This window comes from Sphingobacteriales bacterium (genome assembly GCA_012517435.1).
Classification (GTDB): Bacteria; Bacteroidota; Bacteroidia; order CAILMK01; family JAAYUY01; genus JAAYUY01.
In genome coordinates this window covers 1-22,662 of the sequence record JAAYUY010000154.1, presented here as the reverse complement: position 1 = coordinate 22,662, position 22,662 = coordinate 1, and the positions used below count along the sequence as shown (strand labels likewise).

Sequence of the window (22,662 nt, the reverse complement as noted above, 5' to 3'; positions counted from 1 at the left end):
TCTCTTGAACAGCAAATACCCCTGGTATGACGGGCCGGATGTTTGTCAAGCTTTTTAACCAGAAATCGCCAGTACCATCTGCCATTTCTACATTCTTTAATTTCAGCCAGAGGGATGTAAGAATAATTCTGTTCATCTTTGATGTCCAGAAAATACACAAAGCGCCATATCGTACCATAGACATCAGTCGGAATCCAGTTTAAGTTTGCTGCTTTCATAAATTGTCCTAGTAGTTTGTACTGTTTCTTGAAATCCAAAAATATAATAACAATAATACTCTTTGCAAATTTTTTTTCATGATTTCAACATAAAGGTGTTAAAAAGATTTTCTAACGATTCCGCTATCATCCTATGTTTGCAAAAAGAATTTTTATGAAGTCATTGTTTCCCAAAAACATCCTGCCTTTGTTTATTTTAGGTATATTCTTTTTCATTTTCGGATTTGTTACCTGGCTGAATGGAACACTTATCCCCTATCTGAAAATTGCCTGTGAACTCAACACCCTTGAATCCATGCTTGTTGCCTTTTCTTTTTATATTTCCTATTTTGTCATGGCATTGCCATCTTCATTTATTCTAAAAAAGACCGGCTTCATCAATGGAATGAGCTTAGGGCTGGTTGTGATGGCTATAGGAGCATTATTATTTATTCCAGCCGCATTAAGCCGCCAGTATTACCTGTTTTTAACAGGATTGTTCGTAATAGGCACTGGTCTCTCTGTACTTCAAACGGCATCCAATCCATACGTGACCATTCTTGGTCCTATTGAAAGTGCTGCCAAAAGAATCAGTATTATGGGTATTGCCAACAAAGTGGCCGGAATTTTAGCTCCCCTTATCTTAGGGTCTATTGTTCTGGCAAATGCCGATACCCTTCAGTCGGAGCTTGATCTGCTATCCGGGGATGTCCGCCTTGAGTTTCTTGACTCTTTAGCCAGACGTGTCGTAGTTCCATATTCTGTGATGGCTGCTCTACTCTTTTTTCTTGCTGTTTTCGTCAGGTTTTCAAAATTACCCGAAATAAAACCAACATTATCTGACGATTCAGACAAGTCATCTGTTAAAGAAAAATCATCGGTTTTTTCTTATCCTTACCTTGTTTTCGGAGTTTTTGCCATCTTTTTCTATGTGGGGGCTGAAGTTATTGCCGGTGATACCATTGGTATTTATGGCCAAAGCCAAGGAATACCCCTTTCACTTTCCAAAAACCTGACAGCATTGACGCTTTTCTCAATGGTTTTAGGTTATCTTGCCGGTATTTTTACCATCCCCCGATATCTTTCTCAGGAAAAAGCTTTGTTTATTTCTGTCATTACTGCCATGCTCACCACCCTTTGTATTTATTTCACCAGCGGGTCGTTGTCGGTTTTATTTGTAGCAATACTTGGCTTTTCAAATGCAGTGATGTGGCCTGCTATCTGGCCTTTGGCCATTAAAAATCTTGGCAAACATACCGAAACAGCTTCTGCCTTATTAATCATGGGCATAGCAGGTGGCGCTACCATTCCGCTTTTATATGGCCGCCTGGCAGATATTCATACCATTGGCCATCAGGCTGCCTACCTCATCCTTCTTCCCTGTTATCTGTATATTTTGTTTTTCAGTACAAAAGGACACAAAATTTCATCATGGTAGTTGTTTCTTTCTTAAAAATACATATATTTCACCCCAAAAAAACATTGAAAAACACTTAAATTTCAAAATTATGAAACAGGTTAAACTGATTTTTGTTGTTCTTTTGGTGCTGTTTTATTGCTCATGCGATAAAATTACCAATATCAGGGTTGAAGCACCCATGACAGCTTCCTTTGATTTCGATCTTGATTCGAACGACCAAAGTCTGAACAAAAGCTTTACAATTGATGTCAATTCTGTTCCTGAATTACAGGATTACCTTGATGTCATTAAGGATTACACCATTAAATCCGTTAAAATCGAGGTAGAAAATTTCCAGGGACAGACAACCTGCGTCATGAACGGGGACATCAAATACAGCTATGCTGATCAGACGAGTGGTATTCTGATGACCACTTTTACCAATGTTGACCTTGCCTCTCTGTACGCAAGCGGTAACAGTTATCAGGTAACTCCTGAAACTGGCGCTTACGATGCCATGTCTGATATTCTGCTGGCTACCAAAAAGCTAAAGATTTATCTAAATGGTTTTACAGATGATGTGCCTGCACAGGGTACCATCAAAATTATCATTCAGACAGAGGCAAAAGTCAGTATTTTTTAAGATAATCAATTGATTATCTGACCTCCATGTATCATCAGGCAGGAAAACTTCTGATTGTTGCCGGAGTAATCCTGATAATTGCAGGTATTATTTTATTATTCAGTAATCGCTGGCCAGTAATAGGACATTTGCCTGGAGACATCCGGATTGTGAAGAAAAACTTCACCATCTTTATACCTGTTACGACCATGATTTTACTCAGCCTGATTGTTTCATTACTTTTGTACCTGTTCAGAAAACTTTAATTTTTCTATAACAAACTAAATATCAATTTAATGGAAAAGAATTTCAAGGCAAAATCAGGTTTTTTATGGCTGTTGATTTTTTTGCTGATTATCGTTCTGGCTATCCTGAACATCATCCGCAATGATGAGGATATATGGATGATTATTTTAAGTGTATTAATCGGTTTTATTTCATTTATCTGCCTTTTCGGGTTGTTTATCGTCTCCCCGAATGAATCCATGGTGATGATTTTTTTCGGGAAATACAGAGGAACTGTTAAAAAGAATGGTTTTTACTGGGCTAATCCGTTTTTTACAAAGAAAAAGATTTCTCTTCGTGCCCGTAATCTCGACAGTCAGGCCATTAAAGTAAATGACAAGCTGGGAAATCCGGTCATGATCAGCGTTATTCTGGTGTGGAAAGTCGAGGATACTTTCAAAGCAGTATTTGATGTAGATAATTATGAACATTTTGTCGGGATACAAAGCGAAGCCGCCACACGCAAGCTGGCAGGACTCTATCCTTATGATGACATTGAATCACCGGGAGCTGATATTACACTGCGTAGTGGTGGTGAAGAAGTCAATCATCAGCTTGAAAAGGAACTTCAGGAAAGGCTTGAAATAGCAGGAATCAAGGTCATTGAATCGAGAATTTCCAATCTGGCTTATGCCCCTGAAATAGCCAGTGCCATGCTTCAGCGTCAGCAGGCAACTGCCATTGTAGCCGCCCGTTTCAAAATCGTTGAAGGTGCTGTCAGCATGGTGGAAATGGCACTTGAACAGATTACCCAAAAGAATATTGCCCGTTTCAGCGAAGAAAAAAAGGCCGAAATGGTCAGCAACCTGATGGTGGTGCTTTGCTCTGAAAAAAATGCCACACCTGTTGTAGAATTAGGTTCTTAAACCATTTGTTCAGTATTATTTCTTCAGAAAAATACAGGATTAAAGTTTATTTTCAGGCTGCTTTTAACAAATAAGGATTACAGGTTCGTATGGATTAACTACATCCGACAATATTGAATTCCTATCTTTGCGGCTTCCAAAAGGATTAAAAATACTTCAGTAATGACTGATTACGACTTTAAATCTATTGAAAAATTCTGGCAGAACTATTGGATTGAAAATAAAACCTATCGGGTTGACATCAAACACAACAAGCCAAAATACTATGTACTCGATATGTTTCCATATCCATCGGGAGCAGGTTTGCATGTCGGGCACCCGCTCGGATATATTGCTTCCGATATTTTTTCAAGATATAAAAGGCTGAAAGGCTTTAATGTACTTCACCCGATGGGATTCGATGCTTTCGGGCTTCCAGCCGAACAATATGCTATACAGACCGGCCAGCACCCCGCCATCACCACCATGAACAACATTGCCCGCTACAAAGAGCAACTGTCAAAAATTGGTTTTTCATACGATTGGGATCGTGAAGTCATTACCTGCGACCCAAAATACTACAAATGGACACAATGGACTTTTATCCAGTTGTTTAATCATTATTTTGATTTAAAACTCAACAAAGCAGAGTCTATTGATAAGTTGATTTCTGCATTTGAAACAGCAGGAACATCCGGTATTAATGCAGCCTCCAGCCAGGAACTTACATTTACTGCTGATCAATGGAAAAGCTTTGACAAAAAAAAGAAAAGTGAAATATTGATGAACTACCGTCTGGCTTATCAGGCGGAGACCACCGTCAACTGGTGTCAGGAACTTGGAACCGTACTGGCAAACGATGAAGTCAAAGATGGCCTGTCTGTCAGAGGCGGATTTCCGGTAATCAAAAAGCCTATGAAACAATGGCTTTTAAGGGTTTCGGCCTATAGTGAAAGATTGCTTTCAGGGCTTGAGAATCTCGATTGGAGCGATTCGCTCAAGGAAATGCAGCGAAACTGGATTGGCAAATCGGAAGGTGCCCTGATCAATTTCAGGCTCGATAATCCGGAAAACACTCAGATTGAAGTATTTACCACCCGCCCCGACACCTTGTTTGGCTCTACTTTCATGGTTCTGGCTCCCGAACATCCTATAGTTGAAAAAATTACCACTGAAGAATATAAGGAAGCCGTATTCTCTTATATTGAAAATACCAAAAAGAAAACCGAACGCGACAGAATTGCTGAAACAAAGAAAATAACAGGACAATTTACAGGTGCTTATGCTATCCATCCATTTTCAGGAGAAAAACTACCCGTGTGGATAGCCGACTATGTTTTGTGGGGTTACGGGACAGGTGCCATCATGGCCGTTCCGGCACACGATAGCCGCGATTATGCTTTTGCCCGCCATTTCGGATTGAAAATCATTGAAGTGGTGAGTGGAGGAAATATTGAATTATCGGCTTATGAGGCAAAAGAAGGGAAAATGATCAATTCCGGTTTTCTGAACGGACTGGAAGTAGCAGACGCCATCAAAGCCATGATAGAAAAAATAGAAGAAAAAGGCATCGGGAAAGGGAAAACCAACTACCGTATGCGGGATGCTATTTTCAGCCGCCAGCGCTACTGGGGCGAACCTTTTCCGGTTTATTACAAAGACGGGATTCCTCATGTACTGAATGAAGATGACTTGCCGCTTACTTTACCCGAAATAGATAGTTTTCAACCTTCATCGAGCGGTGAGCCTCCACTGGCAAAGGCTAAAAACTGGAAAACAAAAGACGGCTTTCCGCTTGAACTCGATACCATGCCCGGATTTGCCGGTTCCAGTGGATATTATCTTCGTTATATGGATCCTCAAAATGATGATCGTTATTTTTCAGAAGAAGCAGTCAGTTACTGGAAAGATGTTGACCTCTATATCGGTGGTACAGAGCATGCGACCGGGCACCTGATTTATGCACGTTTCTGGAATAAATTTCTGTATGATATCGGCTATTCCGTAGTGGATGAACCATTTAAAAAACTGGTCAATCAGGGAATGATTCAGGGGAGGTCAAACTTTGTTTACCGCATCAATCATGAAAAATATGCCGAATATCTGCTTTGGGAAAGAATCAAAGACAATCAACTCGGAACTGAATTTAAAAGGAATTACAAGGAAGGGCACCGTACATTCGACATCTTCTGCGAGGAAAAAAAGATAATCATAGAAATCAGGCAGATAAAGAAACTTGAAAAGCTTGAAAGTAAATATCAGGAATATGCCCGGCAGGCTGGTTATCACATCCTGTTGATACCTGTTTATATGGTTCTTTATCAGATAGATAAAGTGTTAAAGACCATTAAAGATCTGATTGATGGAAAAGAAATTGAATCCCTTTTGACGCAGGAACCTGTTTCTTTGAAGCCCATGTTCGTATCATACCACATTCCCGGCAGGGAACTTTTTTCCACGGAACTGCATGTGGATGTAAATCTGTTGGAAAACGACATCCTTGATATTGAAAAATTCAGAAAATGGAGGCCGGAGTTTCAGGAGGCTGAGTTTATTCTTGAAAACGGCAGATATGTATGCGGATGGGCAGTTGAAAAAATGTCAAAATCACTGTATAATGTCGTCAATCCGGATGATGTCATCGAAAAATATGGTGCCGATACCTTCAGGATGTACGAAATGTTTTTAGGCCCTATTGAGATGCATAAACCATGGAGTACTGATGGGATCGAAGGGGTTTTTAAATTTTTGAAAAAATTCAGAAACCTCTACTATAATTCTGAGGGAAATTTTTCACTCGACAGCTCTTTGCCTGATGAAGCTGAATTAAAAATCCTGCATAAAACTATCAAAAAAATAGAAGACGACATCAACAAACTGTCGTTCAACACCTGCGTCAGCAGTTTCATGATAGCAGTCAATGAACTTAGCAAACGCAACTGCAGGAAAAGGCAGATATTGGAGCCACTGATTATTCTGATTTCACCATTTGCACCCCATATAGCAGAAGAACTCTGGAAAGAATGCGGACACTGCCACTCCGTTACCACTACTATCTGGCCGGAATTCAACCCCGAATACCTGACAGAAGACAGTTTTGAATATCCTGTCTCCATCAATGGCAAACTGAGGCATAAAAAAACATTTTCGCTGGATGCAGAAAATGAATTCATTGAAAATGAGATCAGAAGCGATCCTGTTGTTTTGAAATGGGCAGAAGGAAAAAGCATCAGGAAAATCATCATTGTCCGCTCTAAAATCATCAATGTGGTTATCAGTTAAAATTAATTCCGATATTATATACAAAGGCTTTACTTTTGTGCATCTTTTAAATCCTGACTTATGAAAAAAACAGGTTTATTTTACGGGTATAAAGGCGGCAACACGGAAGAAGTAGCCCAGATCATAGCAAAGGAATTTAATGCCGGGGAAATTGACGTTCACGACCTTAGCAAAATTTCTTTTCTGTTACTCGAAGAATATGACAATTTTATTTTTGGTATTGCAACCGTTGGCGCTGACAACTGGACAGATGTTACCACTAAAAACACCTGGGATAATTTTTACATGTTGCTTGAAAAACTTGATGTAAAGGGGAAAAAAGCGGCTATTTATGGTCTTGGCAACCATATTTTATATCCCGATCATTTCTGTGACGACATGGGAATACTCAAAGCCCGGCTAACGGCTCAGGGAATTGAGGTGGTGGGCTATACCCCTGCTTCAGAATATCAGTTTACCGGTTCAAAAGCTCTTGAAGGCGATAAATTTGTTGGTTTACCCATCGATCACGACAATGAACCTGAACTCACCCAAGAGAGAGTCAGAAAATGGGTGAAAAAAATTAAAAAAGAGTTTATCTGATATACAATTCCCATCAATTTTATCCTTCCCAATATTTTTTCTGAAAAAAATTTTTACTTCCTAAAAAACAATTAGGTTTGTGAAGTTAAAAATTGTCAAAATTCTTAGAAAATGAAAAACACGCCTATTAATTTTGAAGTTGTCAGCAGGAAAATAAAAGAAAGTGGGATAGAAAATATTGGAAGAGCATCCATCAGGGAATTATTGAAAGTAGTCAATCAGATTGAAACTGAAACCGGAGAAAAATATATCCGGATGGAAATGGGTGTTCCCGGCCTGCCACCTTCCGCCATTGGTGTCAATGCTGAAATTGAAGCACATAAAAACGGTGTTGCTGCCATTTATCCGAATATTGAAGGGATTCCGGAATTAAAAACAGAAATCAGCCGTTTTTGCAAACTTTTTCTGAATATTGACATCCCTGTTCATTGCTGCATCCCGACTGTCGGTTCCATGATGGGGGGATTTGCCGCTTTTATGACACTCGGCAGATTGTATAAAGGCAGAGACGCTACTTTATTTATCGATCCGGGATTCCCTGTTCAGAAACAACAGAATAAAGTACTGGGACAACCATTTGAAAACTTTGATGTTTATAATTACAGGGGAGACAAACTCAGAGACAAGCTGGAAAGCTATTTATCCACAGGCAGGTTTGTTTCTCTGCTTTACAGCAATCCCAACAATCCCAGCTGGATATGTTTTACAGAAGAAGAATTGAAAGTGATTGCTGAGGTGGCTTCAAAATACAATGTAACAGTTATTGAAGATCTTGCATATTTTGGAATGGACTTCAGAAAAGATTATTCCCATCCGGGTATTCCTCCTTTTCAACCTTCTGCCGCTCACTATACCGATAATTATATTTTACTGATATCGAGTTCAAAAGCATTCAGCTATGCCGGGCAACGCATCGGAATGATGGTCGTTTCTGAAAAATTATTCAACACGGTGAGCCCCGACCTGAAAAGATTTTATTCCTCCGACCGTTTTGGTCATGCTTTGATTTTCGGGACTTTGTATGCTATCAGCTCAGGCACTTCACATACGCCTCAGTTTGGCCTTGCTGCCATCCTGAAAGCGGTCAATGACGAAGTTTATAATTACCGGGAAGAAGTGATGGACTATGCAGAAAAGGCAGCTATCATGAAAAAAATGTTTACCGACAATGGTTTTTACATTGTTTATGACAAAGACCTTGATGAGCCGATAGCCGATGGATTTTATTTCACCTTTGCCTATCCGGGCTTTACAGGCGACCAGCTTGTGGAAGAATTGCTATATTATGGTATCAGTGCAATTTCATTGTCCATCACAGGCAGTGAACGCAATGACGGGGTCAGGGCGTGTGTATCGTTGGTCAACCGCTCTCAGTTCCCCGACCTGAAAAGCAGGCTGGAACAATTCAGAAAAAATCATCCGTAATTACTCAGCCATTTCAGGCGTTCGAGGTTTAAAATCCTGATTTTTTTCCCTTGCGTTTCTATGATTTTTTCATCAATGAACTGGGATAAAGTACGACTGGCATTCGATGCTGTCATATTCGACAAGTCGGCAAGATCATTTCTGCCAAGCGATATGTCAAGTGTTCCATCTTCAGGATTTGTACCAAAACGGTTGTATAAAATCAGCAAGGCTTCAGCCAGCCTACCCCTGATGTGTTTCTGGGTCAGATTAACGATGCGGGTCTTTGCTTCACCAAGTTCAATGGCAAGCCGCTTGACAATTCTTAACCCAAGCATGGGATCCTGCGAAATAACATCAAGTACAACTTCTTTGTCGATATGGCAAACGGTAGAGTCTTCGAGGGCAACAGCCGATGAATTGTATCTTTCCCCTGCAAATAAAGCCCTGTAGCCTATTAATTCAATCGGCCTGGCCAAACGTATGATCTGTTCCCGCCCTCCTATTCCTTCCTTGATAATTTTGACCTTCCCACGATTCAGGCAAATCAAACCGGTCGGCAGATTGCCCTCTTTAAATATCATCTCGCCTTTCTTATATTCACAGTGAACTTTTGCGTCATTAATTCTTACTTTATGCTCATCAGAAATGTCAGTAAATAAAGAATTTTCCCTGTTGGTGCATTCAAAACAATGAACTTTATTACGGCATTGAAAAAGAATATCTTCCATAATCCAGCATTAAAGGAAGTGCAAAGATAATCAGTTTCAGGTAAATACTAACAATTTTTACACTTTATCAAGTCCCTGTTTTAAATCGGCAATAATATCTTCAACATCCTCAATACCAATAGATAAGCGTATTAAATCATCTGTAATGCCAGCTTTATTTTTTTCTTCGGCTGATACTTTTGAGTGCGTCATGGATGCAGGATGCTGAATCAGCGACTCCACACCACCCAGTGAAACGGCAAGAAGGATAAGTTTTACATTGTCGAGCAGTGTCTGAGCAGCCTTAAAGCCACCTTTTAGCCCAAAACTCATCAAAGCACCCGCTTTCTTCATCTGGCGGATTCCCGTTTCATATTGTTCATGAGAAGTAAGTCCCGGATATTTTATCCATGCTACTTTAGGATGAGATGAAAGAAATTCAGCTACTTTCATGGCATTTTCCACAGACCGGTCGATACGGACGGCCAGGGTCTTTAACCCTCTCTGCACCAGATAAGCCTGATGGGGATCCATATTGCAGCCAAGGTTAATCATCATGCTGCGTAAAGTATCGTAAAGTTTTTTCTCTTTGGCAATGATAATTCCGCCAACAATATCGGCATGGCCGTTAATAAATTTTGTAACTGAATGAAAAGAAATATCGGCACCCAAATCGAGGGGCTTTTGCAGGTATGGACTGCAAAAGGTATTGTCAACCACCAGTATTAAACCATATTCTCCGGCAATTTCCGAACAGGCCTGAATATCAGTAATATCAATTGTCGGATTGGCAGGGGTTTCAATGTACAGCATTTTCGTATCCTGACGGATAGCTTTCCTGATATTTTCAACATGCGTGGTATTGATATAAGTGGACTGAATGCCAAACCTGCATAGTTGTTTTTCCATGATACCACGGGCGGGGCCGTACACGGCATCCGTACTGACTATATGATCGCCTGAACTCAGCAAAGCCAGATATATGGTTGAAACGGCTGCCATCCCGGAACTTACGGCAATTCCACCATAGCCATTTTCGAGTGCAGCCATTTGTCTTTCAAGGGCGTCAATGGTTGGATTTCCTATCCGTGTATAAATATATCCGTCTTCCTCCCCTGAAAAGCACTTCGCTCCGTGCTCAGTACTTTTAAATTTGAAAGTAGAAGTCTGATAGATAGGGACTGTTGCACTACCATACTGGTCGTCAATGTCAGCAGCATGTATCAGTTTTGAGTTAAAACCCAAATCTTTTTCATGACCATGTCCATTTTTTTCATCATTGTGATTCATATTGATTTTCTGATTAAATCTTTTTGCAAATATTATTTTACATCAGCAAAGATACCAGCATAAATGATTAGCAGATAAAAAAACAAATAATTTCATCTGATTACACTGATATTTGCAGGACAAAACTGCCGGTGATTTTAGCACAATGCACATAAAAGACATTAGCGGAATAATACTTTGCGGAGGCAAAAGCAAACGCTATGGAAGTGATAAAGGCCTTGCTTTTTATCATGGTAAACAACTGATTCAGCATGCAATTGAAAAACTGATTCCTTTGTGTGATGAAATACTTATCTCTTCCAACAATAACAATTACCATCATTTTGGATATCCCTGCATTGCCGATGATATTAAACAGGCAGGGCCTGCATCAGGAATATTATCCGCCATGAAAAAGGCAAAACATGAAAATTGCCTGGTGCTTGCCTGCGACATGCCTGATGTCCCGTCTGAGCTGTTTTCATTTTTACTGGAAGAAAAAAAGGATTCCGACATTGTTGTCCCTGTTCATGATGGCCTTATTGAACCGCTTGCTGCCTTGTATCTTAAAAGCCTGAGCAGTAAACTTGAACCCATACTTAACAAGGGTATTTTTAAAATGACAACCATTCTTTCGCATTTTAAAACCTGTTATTGTGAGGTGAGTTCACAGGAATTTTATCATAAAAATATCTTCCGTAACATCAACTACATGGAAGACATTGACTGATAATATCTTTACAATAATATTGGTTGATACGGTAATCAGTCAGATTAGGTTTTAGATTATGATTTTTGATTTACGATTTATGATTTTTGGTAAGGAATTATGGTGTTTTTGTGCCTATGTCTGCTGTCTGCGTAATAAAATACAATTGATTGAAAAATTCTGACTATTTAATAATCAATCAGTTAAAGTCATGAATTGTTAGTCTGAAAATATCCAAAGATGTGTATCAGGAAATTTCATTTAAAAACGTGCTGAAAAACATAAAAAATTAAGAAAAGCATAAAAATTAAATTATCTAAGATTGTACTCAGTTAACAATGTAGTCATTTACTTAAAATGCAAAGTTTTATATGAAAACAAGCAGGAGGGAGTTTATAAAAATCAGCTCAGCAGGAGCGGCAGGTCTGGCCATCACCGGATCGGCACTGAAACTTTTTGCAGGGAAGGATAAAGAATTGGAAAAACTGCTCAAAAGCGGAGAAGTAAAACGTTATCCTACTTATTGTGAAATATGTTTCTGGAAATGTGCCGGATGGACTTATGTCAACAAAGAAGGAAAAATCTGGAAAGTTGTTGGTAATGAAGAAGACCCGCATTGCAACGGAAGGCTTTGCCCGAGAGGAACAGGCGGAATAGGAAGTTATTATGATGAAGACCGCCTGAAAAAGCCCCTGATACGTGTTTCAAAAAACGGCAAACAGGAATTCAGGGAAGCCACATGGGATGAAGCCTTTGAAGTCATAGCTTCAAAGATGAAAAAAATAGCTGCTGAGCACGGGCCGGAATGTATAGCACTTTTCAATCACGGCACGGGAGGCAAATATTTTACTACCCTGATGAAAGCATTTGGAAGCGGAAATATTACGGCTCCTTCCTTTGCTCAGTGTCGCGGTCCAAGGGAAGTTGGATTTAATTATACCTTTGGCGAAACCGTTGAATCTCCTGAGCGAACCGACATTATCAATGCCAGATGTATGGTACTGATTGGTTCTCACTTAGGTGAAAACATGCACAACAGTCAGGTTCAGGAAATGTCGGATGCCATCGACAGAGGAATTACCCTGATAACAGTTGATCCACGTTATTCAACTGTTGCCAGCAAATCTAAATTCTGGTTGCCCATCAAACCGGCTACCGACCTTGCCCTGCTGTTAGCATGGATTCATGTCCTGATTTATGAAGAACTATACGATAAAGAATACATTGCCAGGTATGCCACCGGATTTGAAGAACTGAAAGAGCATGTAAAAAACATGACGCCTGAATGGGCATACGGAATTACAACCATTAAACCGGATATTATCCGCAAGACGGCTTATGAAATGGCCAATGCCAAACCCTCCGTCATTGTCCACCCGGGGCGCCATGTTACCTGGTACGGAGACGATACACAACGTTCCCGCGCTATTGCCATTCTGAATGCATTGCTGGGTTCATGGGGAAGAAAAGGCGGTTTTTACCATCCTTCTAAAGTTTCTGTGCCTGATTTTCCACATCCGGAATTCCCCCAACCTAAAAGAACATGGCGGGATGTTTATCCGGATAAATATCTGCTCGCTGATGAAGTAGTATCAACAGGTATTTGCGATGCTTCTATCCCCGGACTTGGTTCTGCCTGTAATTTTAAAGGCTGGATTGTGTACGCCACCAATCTTCTGGCAGCCCTACCCGACCAGCGTAAAACCATAGAAGCTATCAACAACCTTGATTTACTCGTAGTTATCGATACCATGCCTGCCGAACTGGCTGGTTATGCCGATGTTGTTCTTCCTGAATGTACATATCTGGAAAGATATGATATACTCCGCAATTCACCCATGAAAGAAGCCTATATCGCATTAAGGATGCCGGCTGCAGAACCCATGTATGATTCCAAACCCGGATGGTGGATCGCCAAACAACTGGCTGAAAAACTCGGTTTAGGAGAGTATTTCCCTTACAAAGACATGGAAGAAATGCTCGACTGGCAATTAAAACAATTAGGGTCTTCGCTCGAGGAAATGAAGAAAATTGGTGTTAAAAAACTGCCTCAATTTAACAGTAAGTTATATTTCGAAGAAAATGAAGACGTTGAATTCAATACTCCTTCAGGTAAAATAGAGTTATATTCCCGGACATTTGCCGATCATGGTTTTGACCCGATTCCGGTTTACCAGCCACATCCCGAACCTCCGGAAGGTTATTACCGTCTGAATTACGGCAGGGCACCCATGCATACTTTCAGCCGTACAGCCAACAACCCCAACCTGACCGATCTGATGGACGAAAATACGCTTTGGGTAAATCCCCGTGTAGCCAGTGAATGGGGTATCGAAAACGGGCAGTATATCTGGATTAAAAATCAGGACGGAGTTGTTTCATCTTTCCCGATTAAAGTCAGAATTACCGAAAGGATTCGCTGGGACAGTGTCTTCATGGTTCACGGATTTGGACAAACCAATAAATACTATACAAGAAGCTACGGCAGAGGTGCTTCCGATACCCAGATGATTACCAATATTATGGAAGATAAAATTATGGGTGGCACCGGGATGAGGGGAAACTTTGTTACTTTTTTAACTGAAAAACCAGGAAAGGAGGTTGTGTCATGAGATACGCAATGGCCATTGATACAAAGAAATGTGTCGGATGCAGCGACTGTGTGGTCGCCTGTCAGACTGAAAATAATGTCCCCATTGGATATTGCCGCGATTGGGTGGTAGAAGTCATGAACGGAACATATCCCCAGCTTGAAATTGAAATTCGCTCTGAGCGGTGCAATCATTGTGATAACTCGCCTTGTGTCAGGTGTTGCCCGACAGGTGCCAGCCATATCGAAGAAGGCGGAATTGTTCTGGTTACTCATCACCGCTGTATCGGATGTGGAGCATGCATTTCTTCCTGCCCTTACGATGCACGTTATTCTCACCCCGATGGATATGTCGATAAATGTACTTTCTGCCATCACCGGGTGGTGAAAGGTGAACAACCGGCATGTGTGGCTGTTTGCCCGACAAAATGTATGTATTTTGGCGACCTTGACGATGCCAACAGCGATGTTTCCAAAATACTTAAGCTCAGGAAATATAAGACGCTTGCTCCTGAAGCAGGTACAAAACCTCAAATTTATTATCTCATTTAATTAAATTCAAAAGCTATGAGAGAAGAAATCATCATCAGCGGAAGAATGAATCCCAATATTGACCCTGTATTGCATATCTGGCACTGGCAAATTCCCACCTATCTGTTTTTAGGGGGGTTGGCCGCAGGACTGATGTTCTTTGCTGCACTTTTTACTATCCAGAAAAAAGATAAACTCTATCCTACTGCTGTCAAATGGGGTTCTTTTCTGGTCCCCTTCGCCATTATTATCGGACTTCTGATGCTTTTCCTCGACCTGAAACATAAATTGTTTTTCTGGCAGCTTTATACTACCGTACGCTGGGAATCACCTATGTCGTGGGGTGCATGGACATTATTGTTCGTAACTTTTATCTCCATCATCTGGTGCCTGACCTACCTCAACGAACTGATGGACTTGTGGAAAGGGAAGAAAAAATGGCTCGATAAATGGATAGAACGGACAGAAAAACTGATTGACAATAATAAATGGCTCAAAAACTTTATTGCCTGGTCAACCCAAAACAGAATTGCCTTTGCCTGGGCAATGATTGTGCTGGGAGTAATTTTAGGCATTTATACCGGTATTCTACTTTCGGCATTTAATGCCCGTCCGCTCTGGAACACTTCAATTTTAGGCCCTTTATTTATGGTTTCCGGCTTTTCGACTGCTGCTGCTGCTATCATGTGGATGTCGAAAAATCATGAAGAAAAAGTTGCATTCGGCAAAATTGACTTACTGCTTATCGCCATTGAACTGTTTTTTATCGTCCACCTTTTTATGGGTTTTCTCGCCAGTACAGAAGTACAGATTGAAGCTGCCAAAATGTTTCTTGGCGGAGAATATACCACAGTATTCTGGGTGTTTGTTGTCGGAGCCGGACTGGTCATACCTGCTTTTCTTGAGATTTTAAAACTAAGTGGTTTTAAAGTCCCTGTTTTCATCCCTTCTTTCCTGATTCTTCTTGGCGGAATTATTTTCAGGTTTATTATGGTCGAAGCCGGACAGGTAACAAGATATTTATACTAACAGCAGAAAAAGAGATGAATGATAACAGGTGTTTTGAATATTTTAAGTGTTATTCCTCAGCCTCGCTTACTGCAGTCTGGCAGAGGGCTACTGAAAAATCAATCATTACTTTTTCACTTAGACTTTTCAGCATACATTATAAAAAACAATAGAATTTTTTAACTTAATTGCCATGAATGACAGAAGCAAAACTTACATGAACCCTTATCTGGCAGGTGTACTGCTTGGTATCGTATTATTAATGACCTATTATGTAACAGGCAGAGGCCTGGGGGCCAGCGGTGGTATTAAAAGTGTTGTGGTAGCCATCAGTAATTTCATCAGCCATTCAGCTACCGTCAACAATAAGTATTTTGGCGGAATACTGGCCAATGAAAGTTCTCCGCTGAAAGCATGGCTTTTTATTGAGCTGTTTGGGGTATTAATCGGAGCTATCATCTCCGGATCAATCATGGGAAGGATGAAGCTAAAAGTTGAACATTCCCCGAAAATTACAGCCAGAAGAAGATTGGTTTTTGCCACACTGGGTGGTATCTTGTTTGGAATAGGCTCTCAATTCGGTCGTGGATGTACGAGCGGAGCCGCCCTCAGTGGACTTGCTCTGCTTTCAACCTCAGGCTTTGTGGCCATGATGACCATTTTTGGCGGAGGTTATCTCTTTGCTTATTTCTTTAGAAAAAACTGGATTTAACATTTTAAAAATCAATAATATGGGACCTTTAATACCTAACGGAATTGTCAGTGGCGACTGGAACCTCGTATTTGCCTTTATTTTTGGCCTGGCTTTCGGCTTTATTCTCGAACAGGCAGGTTTTTCCTCTTCCCGCAAACTAGCCGGTGTGTTCTATGGCTACGATTTTGTCGTACTCCGTGTATTTTTTACCGCTGCTGTTACCGCAATGATTGGCCTTACCTTTTTTCATTATTTCGGATGGGTCGATTTGAATCAGCTCTATGTCGTTCCTACTTATCTTTATTCTGCTATCGTTGGCGGCTTAATCATGGGACTGGGCTTTATTCTGGGAGGTTTTTGCCCGGGTACCAGTTTTTGCGGTATAGCGATCGGAAAAATTGACGCCATGTTCTTTGCTGGCGGAATGGGCATCGGCATTTTCATTTTCGGCTGGTTGTTCCCGCTTTTTGAAGGTCTTTACAACAGTAAAAATCTTGGAAGTGTCCTTGTTTATCAGTCTCTCGGTGTCCCCCGCTGGATATTTGTTTTCGGTTTTGCTGCTTTGGCGCTCATCGCATTTGTAATAACCGATAAAATTGAAAAAAACGTTAAAAAAGTTGATTATTAGGCTTATGAAAAAAACTTATCTTTTCCTCATTATCATAGCTTTCATCGGGGCGGTAATAGCTGCACTGCTTCCCGAAAAAGACTATAGCAAAAAAGAAATCAGTCCCGAAATTCTTCAGGCTGAACTTAACCTTCATTCAAGATTCTTCTCTACCGACCAGGTTGCTGATTTACTTATTAATAAAGATCCCTCCCTGTTGCTGATAGATGTCAGAAATGAAAGCGACTATAATAAATATCATCTTCCGGGAGCCATCAACATTCCATTATCAAAACTGAACGACAGCAGTTCGCTTGAATTTTTATCAATGGACTTTAAAAACAAGGTCTTTTACTCCAATGGCACTACTGATGCCACAGCAGCCTGGATGATTGCAAGAAGAAACTCATTCGAAAAAATCTTCATCCTTGAAGGAGGACTTAACAAATGGTATGAAACTATCATAAACCCTGTCAGGCCGGAAGGAGCTGAAGCAACGATTACGGCACTCGACAAATACAGTTTCCGGCTGGCAGCAAGTCAGTATTTCACCAATAAAAATGTCAGTCAGGCAGCAGAAACCAAAAAACCTGCAGCTGCTGAGAAAAAACCTGTTAAAGTAACCAAAAAGAATTCTCCAGGCGGTGGTTGTTAAAATTAAAATGTTAGCTTATGAAAAGTAAAATAAACTGGATCCTCATTGTAGTAATTCTCTTCATTGTATTGATTATCATTGGATTTCTGACGCTTAGAAAACCGGCATTTTCCTACAAAATGACCTCTGACGAAATCATTCAGAAATATTTAAAAGCTGAAGATGCAGTTAGTCCTGAAAACCTGAATGATCTGATGAAGAAAAATGACTTTTTACTGGTGGACATCAGAAAGCCATCCGATTTTGTAAAAAAACATCTTGAAAACGCTGTAAATGTCCCTTTTGCTGATTTATTATCAGAGGATTACAAAAGTCTTTTTTCTGACCCCAGACAAAAAATCATTTATGCAAATAATGAATCGAATGCGCTTCAGGCATGGATGATATTGACCCAGATCGGGTATCAGAACCTGAAATATCTGAAAGGTGGCTATAATGCTGCGACCTGCATTCTTGAAGCAGATACCTCTTTTAATCGTAAACAGATTTCCGATGAGAACCTGCTGTATGATTTTTCGGATATTGGACAACAGACTACCGAAACGGGTAAAACTACAGTCTCTTCTGCCGGTAAAACAAATAACCCTGTTCCCGTAAAACCAAGGAAAAGTCAACTTTCAGGTGGCTGTTAAAAACCAAAATAATATCCTGAAAAGCCCAGTATCAGGGCAGTGATTACTTTAATCAGTTTGACAACTGCAAAGCTTTTTTTCGATTCGGCAAGCAAAGGCAAGGCACCGTGTCCATCCTGAACAACAGAATTGGCCAGCAAAACACTAAACGGAATGATATTACTCAGAAAAAGAGTAATAAAAACGATATGAGGGCCTGACTGCGGAATAATCCCGATCAGAACGGCTAAAACAATCATAATCATAAGGTTTGCCTCAACCCATCTGTTCACATCAAAGTATTGTAAAACAAAATGAATGACCAGCAAAGTAGCAAAAATCCAGATGAAGATTTTCATAAAATGTTTCTTCAATAAATGCTCCCAGAGATGATGCTGCAGGTAATGATCCGATACGGTGGAAACAATAAACAAAGCAACAAGTGTCGTAATCAAAGCGGTGATGTTCAGCCATAATGATTCAGAATGATGTTCTTGTTCATTCATGTTAAAGCCATTCAGAAAATGACCATGTTCATGATTGAGTGAACCACTCAGTAAGGCAATAAAGAAAATTATTAATCCGCCAATGAGAATGGCTCTTTGAAAACTGATATTTTTAAGCTGCGGGACAATCTCAGAGGTTTTAAATGTAAAACATTCCTCCTCCCCTTCATGATATTCATAATGAGTAGATTCTGCTTTCAGGAAACTTTTGTTTCTGAAAAAATAAGCTGACATTCCCCCGGCAATCAGGGATAAGACAAACAGAATCAGGCTGATATTAAAAAATGTCGCAGGAGAGGAAGACAATAATATGTAAGCTTCATCTCCAATGGTGGAAATCATGGCAGCCAAAAGGGCAGAAAACCTGAAAGTACGGTGAATGTAAAGGCTTACAACCGTATATGTGCCCAGACAACCCGGAATCAGTCCGAGAAAGGAAGCAAATATTATCTGAAGCCACTCTGATTTCTGAAAAGGCATGCTCCATCTCCCCCTTGTCAGAATGGTTATATATTCCAGCAACATCATCATGGAAAATACAAAGCCGGTAATCATCAGGGTATTCCGGATTATTTCACTCATACATCCTCGTTTTTTCTTTTTAAAACTTTTGCTGAAATGCTGATGCTGAATTCATAGAGCATATACATCGGTATTGCCAGTATCAGCTGACTGAGAATATCGGGAGGTGTTAGAATGGCAGCCAAAACAAGTATTACGATAATCGCATGTTTACGGTATTTTTTCATAAACTGAGGGGTCATCAGGCCAAGCCTCGACAATAAATAGGTAATTACCGGTAATTCAAAGACGATACCTGAGGCAAAGCATATACTTGATAAATTGTTGATATAACTTGTCAGGTTGATGGTATTTTGTATGGTTTCGCTTACAATATAATTTGCCAGAAAATTGACTGATAAAGGCACAATCATGAAATATCCGATTAACACACCAATAAAGAATAACAGATTTATGGAGAAAATGGTGGCAGAAGCGACTTTTTTCTCTTTTTCGTAAAGAGCAGGACTGACAAATTTCCAAAGTTCAAAAACAATGTAAGGAAAACCGATAATAATACCTGCCAGAAACGAAATCTTAAAATGTGTCGAAAACTGTCCCCCCAGGCTAATGTTGATCAGTTGTAAAGGCTTATCATTTATGCATAGCTTAGGATTATTGAAATAATCGGCTGCCATGCAAAAAATTTTATTGGTCAGAAACCAAGGTTCAGTAGGGCCGAGTATGATAATATCAAAAACGATATGTTTGAAAATAAAAGCTAAAGCAGAAATGATAATAACCACCAGTGCACTTCTGAACAAATGCCCCCTGAGTTCATCAAGGTGTTCGAAAAATGTCATTTCCTTTCGTTCGGTCATCTTTTTCTTTTCATTTTTAATCGCTAAGAAGTAAATTCAAGATCAGGATTTCCTGACTTTCCCATTTTGTATAAATGTTCCCTGACTTTCTGTGCCCATTCATGATGAGAAAACCTGTTGTCAAACACTTGCCATGAAATGGGTTTTCCGATAATGACATGAACCGTTCTTCCTTTTTTATTAAAAAATTCATGCGGTAAAAGAGCCAGCTCGAGAGTCAGTTTGATGCCAATCATCCTTCTGAAAGTTGAGATAAAATAAAAAAGCCAAGAATTATGACCTTCAAAATAAAAAGGGACAAGATCGCGTTTACAACTGACCGCTTTTGATATAAAACTTTTTTTCCATTCAATATCCTGGACTTTCCAATTGATAAACCTCGAAACCAATCCTGCCGGAAAGTGGGTTATGGGCATATCGGATTCATATATTTTTTCGAGCTCTTCCACATATTTGCGTGAAGTACTTCCGTACACATTCACCATCATGACATACTTCCTCAGGTTAGGAACATATTTAAATGCCTCATTACCTATTGCCCTGAAATCGTGATACTTGTCCAAAACTGTTTTGGTAAGTACCAGTCCATCCAGAACTCCAAAGGGATGATTGGCAAAAAAGAAACAATGCGGATGTTCGGGAAGGTTATGTAATCCTTCTGCATGGATTTTAATATCCATCAGCTCAATGATTTTATTATGAAAATCAACACCTTCCAATCCATCAGTGATGGCAAGGTACTCATTCATCCGCTTTTCATAAATGATTTTTGAGATGATTCTGATAATGAACTTCGGAAGTTTTTTCAAAAATTCAGAATTGCTTTCCCTGATGCTCTTTTCAATATCAATTACCTCCATACCTCCCGTTTGTTTTTACGTTTCTCAGATTTCTTTGATGGATAAATCCGGCTCACAAAAGTAGCTGTTTTTATTGTTGTATAGCTCTGGTGGTTCAATACAACAATATCAATGAAAGTGAATATTATCATACATTACTCAATCTATGACCTTTTACCCTTAATTTTACACAGAGGAAAAATCATTTAAAAACAGTAATAAGCAATGAAAACATCCATTATCACCATCGGAGATGAAATACTGAGAGGAGAAACCCTCGATACCAATTCAGATTATTTAAGTAAAAAACTCTTTGAAGCAGGAGCTGAACTTGTTACCAAACTTACTGTTTCAGACAAAGCCAACGATATAGTTGATGCCCTGAATTACTGTTTTGAAAAATCATCTTTAATTATCACTACCGGAGGCTTAGGCCCAACCACTGACGACATCACCAAGCAAACTCTTGCAGATTATTTTCACACCAGACTGATTTTTTATCCTGATGTCAAAAAACAGATTGAAGAGCTTCTGAAACACCGCTATAAAACATTATCTGAAGCCCATCTCTCACAAGCCATGCTGCCCGAAAAGTGTATAATTCTTAAAAACAGGCTTGGAACTGCCTCAGGCATGTTTTTCCAGGAAAAAGAAAAGAGACTTATCTCATTGCCGGGCGTTCCTTTTGAAATGAAAGATATTTTTGAAAATGAAGTAACTCCATTGTTGCGTTCGTTGATTCAGAAAAAAATATTATCCCTCAGCATTAAAACAGCAGGGGTAGCAGAATCTGTTATTGCCGGACAAATACAGGAAATTGAACGTTCGCTTCCGGCAGACTTCCGGCTTGCTTATCTTCCCTCAATCGGAGAAGTTAAACTCAGGCTCACAACCACATATAGCCAACAAAATCAATTACTTCTAAACGATTTACAGCAGAAAATCAGTTCAGTTTTGGGTGATATGGTTTATGGCTATGGAGACATCAGCCTCCCCGAAGCCATCGGACAAATCCTGATTAGAAAAAACCTCTCGCTTTCAATAGCAGAAAGTTGCACCGGGGGTTATGTTTCGCACCTGATTACCACCGTTCCCGGCAGTTCAGCCTATTTCAAAGGTAGCATGGTCAGTTATTCCAACGAAATAAAAATCAACCAGTTAAAGGTAGAAAAAGCGGTAATTGAAAAACATGGGGCAGTCAGTGAACAATGTGCAATACAGATGGCAACCAACATCAGAAAAATTTTCGATACAGATATTGGACTTTCAATCACCGGTATTGCTGGGCCCGGAGGGGCTACTCCTGACAAACCACTCGGACTGGTCTTTATATGTGTGGCCAATCAGGAAAAAAGTTCTGTTCAAAAATTAATTTTTGACAGAGGGCGGATGCAGAACATTCAGTTCTTTGCTGTCAGTGCATTGAATATTTTAAGAAAACTGATTCTTTAAGATAATAAATTCAAGATAATGAGTTCAAACTGGATTCGTTCTTTTTCTTAATTTAAAAAAATTAAAAAAATCCTTATTAAGAATTAATCTCAATTATTTATATTTGCACCGTTAAAAAAATTGATAATTTTAAAAAAACTGAACTATGAGGAAAACATTATTAGTATTTCTGTGTGTATTATTGCTGAAAAGCATTGCCCTGGCACAATCAGGTGATGAATTTTTTACAAAAAAGGATTACCGGACAGCCATTGCGCGCTATGAACAGGAAGTAAAAACCAAGCCCGAAAAATATTTCAAAATGGGGCAGGCATATTTTGCCATCAAAGAATTTGATAAAGCCATTGAAGCTATTGAAAACTATAAGTTAAAATATGCTTCAGCTGATAAAAACCTCGCGGATAAATGGCTTAACCTGCTGAAAAGAGATGATGAATACATTGAAGTGGTCAATGCCGGAACCAACATCAATTCACCTCAATC

Annotated in this window: 23 protein-coding genes; 17 read left to right on the top strand and 6 right to left on the bottom strand. The window is 39.7% G+C overall.

Features of this window, described 5'->3' with window-relative positions; genetic code table 11:
* The coding region (locus GX437_08855) for a hypothetical protein (GenBank protein NLJ07765.1) at positions 1–218 on the bottom strand (218 nt) is incomplete at its 3' end.
* Between the two features lie 154 nt (positions 219–372).
* Between GX437_08855 and GX437_08850 the strand changes: the two genes are divergently transcribed.
* The 7 genes from GX437_08850 to GX437_08820 all read left to right on the top strand — a co-directional run bounded on the left by GX437_08850 (position 373) and on the right by GX437_08820 (position 8,637).
* Entirely contained in the window at positions 373–1,635 is a 1,263-nt protein-coding gene (locus GX437_08850; protein NLJ07764.1) for a sugar MFS transporter, read from the top strand.
* 70 nt (positions 1,636–1,705) lie between these two features.
* Complete coding sequence (locus tag GX437_08845) at positions 1,706–2,239, top strand: hypothetical protein (protein NLJ07763.1); 534 nt, start codon at positions 1,706–1,708, stop codon at positions 2,237–2,239.
* A gap of 26 nt (positions 2,240–2,265) precedes the next feature.
* Positions 2,266–2,484 (top strand): DUF2905 domain-containing protein, encoded by a 219-nt coding sequence (locus GX437_08840; protein ID NLJ07762.1) that lies wholly within the window; start codon positions 2,266–2,268, stop codon positions 2,482–2,484.
* Between the two features lie 30 nt (positions 2,485–2,514).
* Complete coding sequence (locus tag GX437_08835) at positions 2,515–3,369, top strand: SPFH domain-containing protein (GenBank protein NLJ07761.1); 855 nt, start codon at positions 2,515–2,517, stop codon at positions 3,367–3,369.
* Between the two features lie 162 nt (positions 3,370–3,531).
* Positions 3,532–6,630 carry a leucine--tRNA ligase gene (locus GX437_08830; GenBank protein ID NLJ07760.1) on the top strand — a complete coding sequence of 1,033 codons (3,099 nt, stop codon included), beginning with the start codon at positions 3,532–3,534 and terminating at the stop codon, positions 6,628–6,630.
* A gap of 60 nt (positions 6,631–6,690) precedes the next feature.
* Positions 6,691–7,212, top strand: a complete 522-nt coding sequence (locus GX437_08825; GenBank protein ID NLJ07759.1) for a flavodoxin — start codon at positions 6,691–6,693, stop codon at positions 7,210–7,212.
* A 111-nt stretch (positions 7,213–7,323) separates the two neighbouring features.
* Positions 7,324–8,637, top strand: coding sequence for a pyridoxal phosphate-dependent aminotransferase (locus GX437_08820; GenBank protein ID NLJ07758.1), 1,314 nt, complete (start codon positions 7,324–7,326; stop codon positions 8,635–8,637).
* Here GX437_08820 and GX437_08815 read toward each other — a convergent pair.
* Both GX437_08815 and GX437_08810 read right to left on the bottom strand, forming a co-directional pair.
* The gene (locus tag GX437_08815; protein ID NLJ07757.1) at positions 8,628–9,347 is read right to left on the bottom strand and encodes a Crp/Fnr family transcriptional regulator; all 720 of its coding nucleotides are present in this window, start codon (positions 9,345–9,347) and stop codon (positions 8,628–8,630) included. The two genes, GX437_08820 and GX437_08815, sit on opposite strands and share 10 nt — an antisense overlap.
* 57 nt (positions 9,348–9,404) lie before the next feature.
* Complete coding sequence (locus GX437_08810; GenBank protein ID NLJ07756.1) at positions 9,405–10,616, bottom strand: aminotransferase class I/II-fold pyridoxal phosphate-dependent enzyme; 1,212 nt, start codon at positions 10,614–10,616, stop codon at positions 9,405–9,407.
* A 145-nt stretch (positions 10,617–10,761) separates the two neighbouring features.
* Here GX437_08810 and GX437_08805 point away from each other — a divergent pair, with 145 nt between their 5' ends.
* The 8 genes from GX437_08805 to GX437_08770 all read left to right on the top strand — a co-directional run bounded on the left by GX437_08805 (position 10,762) and on the right by GX437_08770 (position 18,021).
* A complete protein-coding gene (locus GX437_08805) occupies positions 10,762–11,325 on the top strand; it encodes a molybdenum cofactor guanylyltransferase (GenBank protein NLJ07755.1) in 564 nt (187 codons plus the stop codon).
* A 350-nt stretch (positions 11,326–11,675) separates the two neighbouring features.
* Complete coding sequence (locus GX437_08800; GenBank protein NLJ07754.1) at positions 11,676–13,916, top strand: molybdopterin-dependent oxidoreductase; 2,241 nt, start codon at positions 11,676–11,678, stop codon at positions 13,914–13,916.
* Positions 13,913–14,446 (top strand): 4Fe-4S dicluster domain-containing protein, encoded by a 534-nt coding sequence (locus GX437_08795; protein NLJ07753.1) that lies wholly within the window; start codon positions 13,913–13,915, stop codon positions 14,444–14,446. The genes GX437_08800 and GX437_08795 overlap by 4 nt, the downstream gene beginning before the upstream one ends.
* A 15-nt stretch (positions 14,447–14,461) precedes the next feature.
* Entirely contained in the window at positions 14,462–15,454 is a 993-nt protein-coding gene (gene nrfD / locus GX437_08790) for a polysulfide reductase NrfD (protein ID NLJ07752.1), read from the top strand.
* Positions 15,455–15,626: 172 nt separating this feature from the next.
* Entirely contained in the window at positions 15,627–16,145 is a 519-nt protein-coding gene (locus GX437_08785) for a YeeE/YedE family protein (GenBank protein NLJ07751.1), read from the top strand.
* A 19-nt stretch (positions 16,146–16,164) separates the two neighbouring features.
* Positions 16,165–16,755, top strand: a complete 591-nt coding sequence (locus GX437_08780) for a YeeE/YedE family protein (GenBank protein NLJ07750.1) — start codon at positions 16,165–16,167, stop codon at positions 16,753–16,755.
* 4 nt (positions 16,756–16,759) lie between these two features.
* Positions 16,760–17,389, top strand: a complete 630-nt coding sequence (locus GX437_08775) for a rhodanese-like domain-containing protein (protein ID NLJ07749.1) — start codon at positions 16,760–16,762, stop codon at positions 17,387–17,389.
* A gap of 17 nt (positions 17,390–17,406) precedes the next feature.
* The gene (locus GX437_08770; GenBank protein NLJ07748.1) at positions 17,407–18,021 is read left to right on the top strand and encodes a rhodanese-like domain-containing protein; all 615 of its coding nucleotides are present in this window, start codon (positions 17,407–17,409) and stop codon (positions 18,019–18,021) included.
* On the opposite strand, the gene GX437_08765 is transcribed toward GX437_08770, so the two are convergent.
* From GX437_08765 to GX437_08755, 3 genes are read right to left on the bottom strand one after another with little or no spacing between them, the layout of a single operon-like run.
* Complete coding sequence (locus GX437_08765; protein ID NLJ07747.1) at positions 18,018–19,088, bottom strand: arsenic efflux protein; 1,071 nt, start codon at positions 19,086–19,088, stop codon at positions 18,018–18,020. The two genes, GX437_08770 and GX437_08765, sit on opposite strands and share 4 nt — an antisense overlap.
* Positions 19,085–19,888: a twin-arginine translocase subunit TatC gene (gene tatC / locus GX437_08760; GenBank protein NLJ07746.1), complete on the bottom strand. Its 804-nt coding sequence runs from the start codon at positions 19,886–19,888 to the stop codon at positions 19,085–19,087. The genes GX437_08765 and tatC overlap by 4 nt, the downstream gene beginning before the upstream one ends.
* 23 nt (positions 19,889–19,911) lie before the next feature.
* On the bottom strand, positions 19,912–20,748 hold the full coding sequence (locus tag GX437_08755; protein ID NLJ07745.1) for a hypothetical protein: 837 nt from the start codon (positions 20,746–20,748) through the stop codon (positions 19,912–19,914).
* A gap of 204 nt (positions 20,749–20,952) precedes the next feature.
* Between GX437_08755 and GX437_08750 the strand changes: the two genes are divergently transcribed.
* Together GX437_08750 and GX437_08745 are read left to right on the top strand one after the other, a co-directional pair.
* A complete protein-coding gene (locus GX437_08750) occupies positions 20,953–22,179 on the top strand; it encodes a competence/damage-inducible protein A (GenBank protein NLJ07744.1) in 1,227 nt (408 codons plus the stop codon).
* 145 nt (positions 22,180–22,324) lie between these two features.
* The coding region (locus GX437_08745) for a hypothetical protein (GenBank protein ID NLJ07743.1) at positions 22,325–22,662 on the top strand (338 nt) is incomplete at its 3' end.

Coding starts and splice junctions, on each gene's coding strand:
- GX437_08850 (NLJ07764.1), top strand. CDS start 373: ATGAAGTCATTGTTTCCCAAAAACATCCTGCCTTTGTTTATTTTAGGT.
- GX437_08845 (NLJ07763.1), top strand. CDS start 1,706: ATGAAACAGGTTAAACTGATTTTTGTTGTTCTTTTGGTGCTGTTTTAT.
- GX437_08840 (NLJ07762.1), top strand. CDS start 2,266: ATGTATCATCAGGCAGGAAAACTTCTGATTGTTGCCGGAGTAATCCTG.
- GX437_08835 (NLJ07761.1), top strand. CDS start 2,515: ATGGAAAAGAATTTCAAGGCAAAATCAGGTTTTTTATGGCTGTTGATT.
- GX437_08830 (NLJ07760.1), top strand. CDS start 3,532: ATGACTGATTACGACTTTAAATCTATTGAAAAATTCTGGCAGAACTAT.
- GX437_08825 (NLJ07759.1), top strand. CDS start 6,691: ATGAAAAAAACAGGTTTATTTTACGGGTATAAAGGCGGCAACACGGAA.
- GX437_08820 (NLJ07758.1), top strand. CDS start 7,324: ATGAAAAACACGCCTATTAATTTTGAAGTTGTCAGCAGGAAAATAAAA.
- GX437_08815 (NLJ07757.1), bottom strand. CDS start 9,347: ATGGAAGATATTCTTTTTCAATGCCGTAATAAAGTTCATTGTTTTGAA.
- GX437_08810 (NLJ07756.1), bottom strand. CDS start 10,616: ATGAATCACAATGATGAAAAAAATGGACATGGTCATGAAAAAGATTTG.
- GX437_08805 (NLJ07755.1), top strand. CDS start 10,762: ATGCACATAAAAGACATTAGCGGAATAATACTTTGCGGAGGCAAAAGC.
- GX437_08800 (NLJ07754.1), top strand. CDS start 11,676: ATGAAAACAAGCAGGAGGGAGTTTATAAAAATCAGCTCAGCAGGAGCG.
- GX437_08795 (NLJ07753.1), top strand. CDS start 13,913: ATGAGATACGCAATGGCCATTGATACAAAGAAATGTGTCGGATGCAGC.
- nrfD (NLJ07752.1), top strand. CDS start 14,462: ATGAGAGAAGAAATCATCATCAGCGGAAGAATGAATCCCAATATTGAC.
- GX437_08785 (NLJ07751.1), top strand. CDS start 15,627: ATGAATGACAGAAGCAAAACTTACATGAACCCTTATCTGGCAGGTGTA.
- GX437_08780 (NLJ07750.1), top strand. CDS start 16,165: ATGGGACCTTTAATACCTAACGGAATTGTCAGTGGCGACTGGAACCTC.
- GX437_08775 (NLJ07749.1), top strand. CDS start 16,760: ATGAAAAAAACTTATCTTTTCCTCATTATCATAGCTTTCATCGGGGCG.
- GX437_08770 (NLJ07748.1), top strand. CDS start 17,407: ATGAAAAGTAAAATAAACTGGATCCTCATTGTAGTAATTCTCTTCATT.
- GX437_08765 (NLJ07747.1), bottom strand. CDS start 19,088: ATGAGTGAAATAATCCGGAATACCCTGATGATTACCGGCTTTGTATTT.
- tatC (NLJ07746.1), bottom strand. CDS start 19,888: ATGACCGAACGAAAGGAAATGACATTTTTCGAACACCTTGATGAACTC.
- GX437_08755 (NLJ07745.1), bottom strand. CDS start 20,748: ATGGAGGTAATTGATATTGAAAAGAGCATCAGGGAAAGCAATTCTGAA.
- GX437_08750 (NLJ07744.1), top strand. CDS start 20,953: ATGAAAACATCCATTATCACCATCGGAGATGAAATACTGAGAGGAGAA.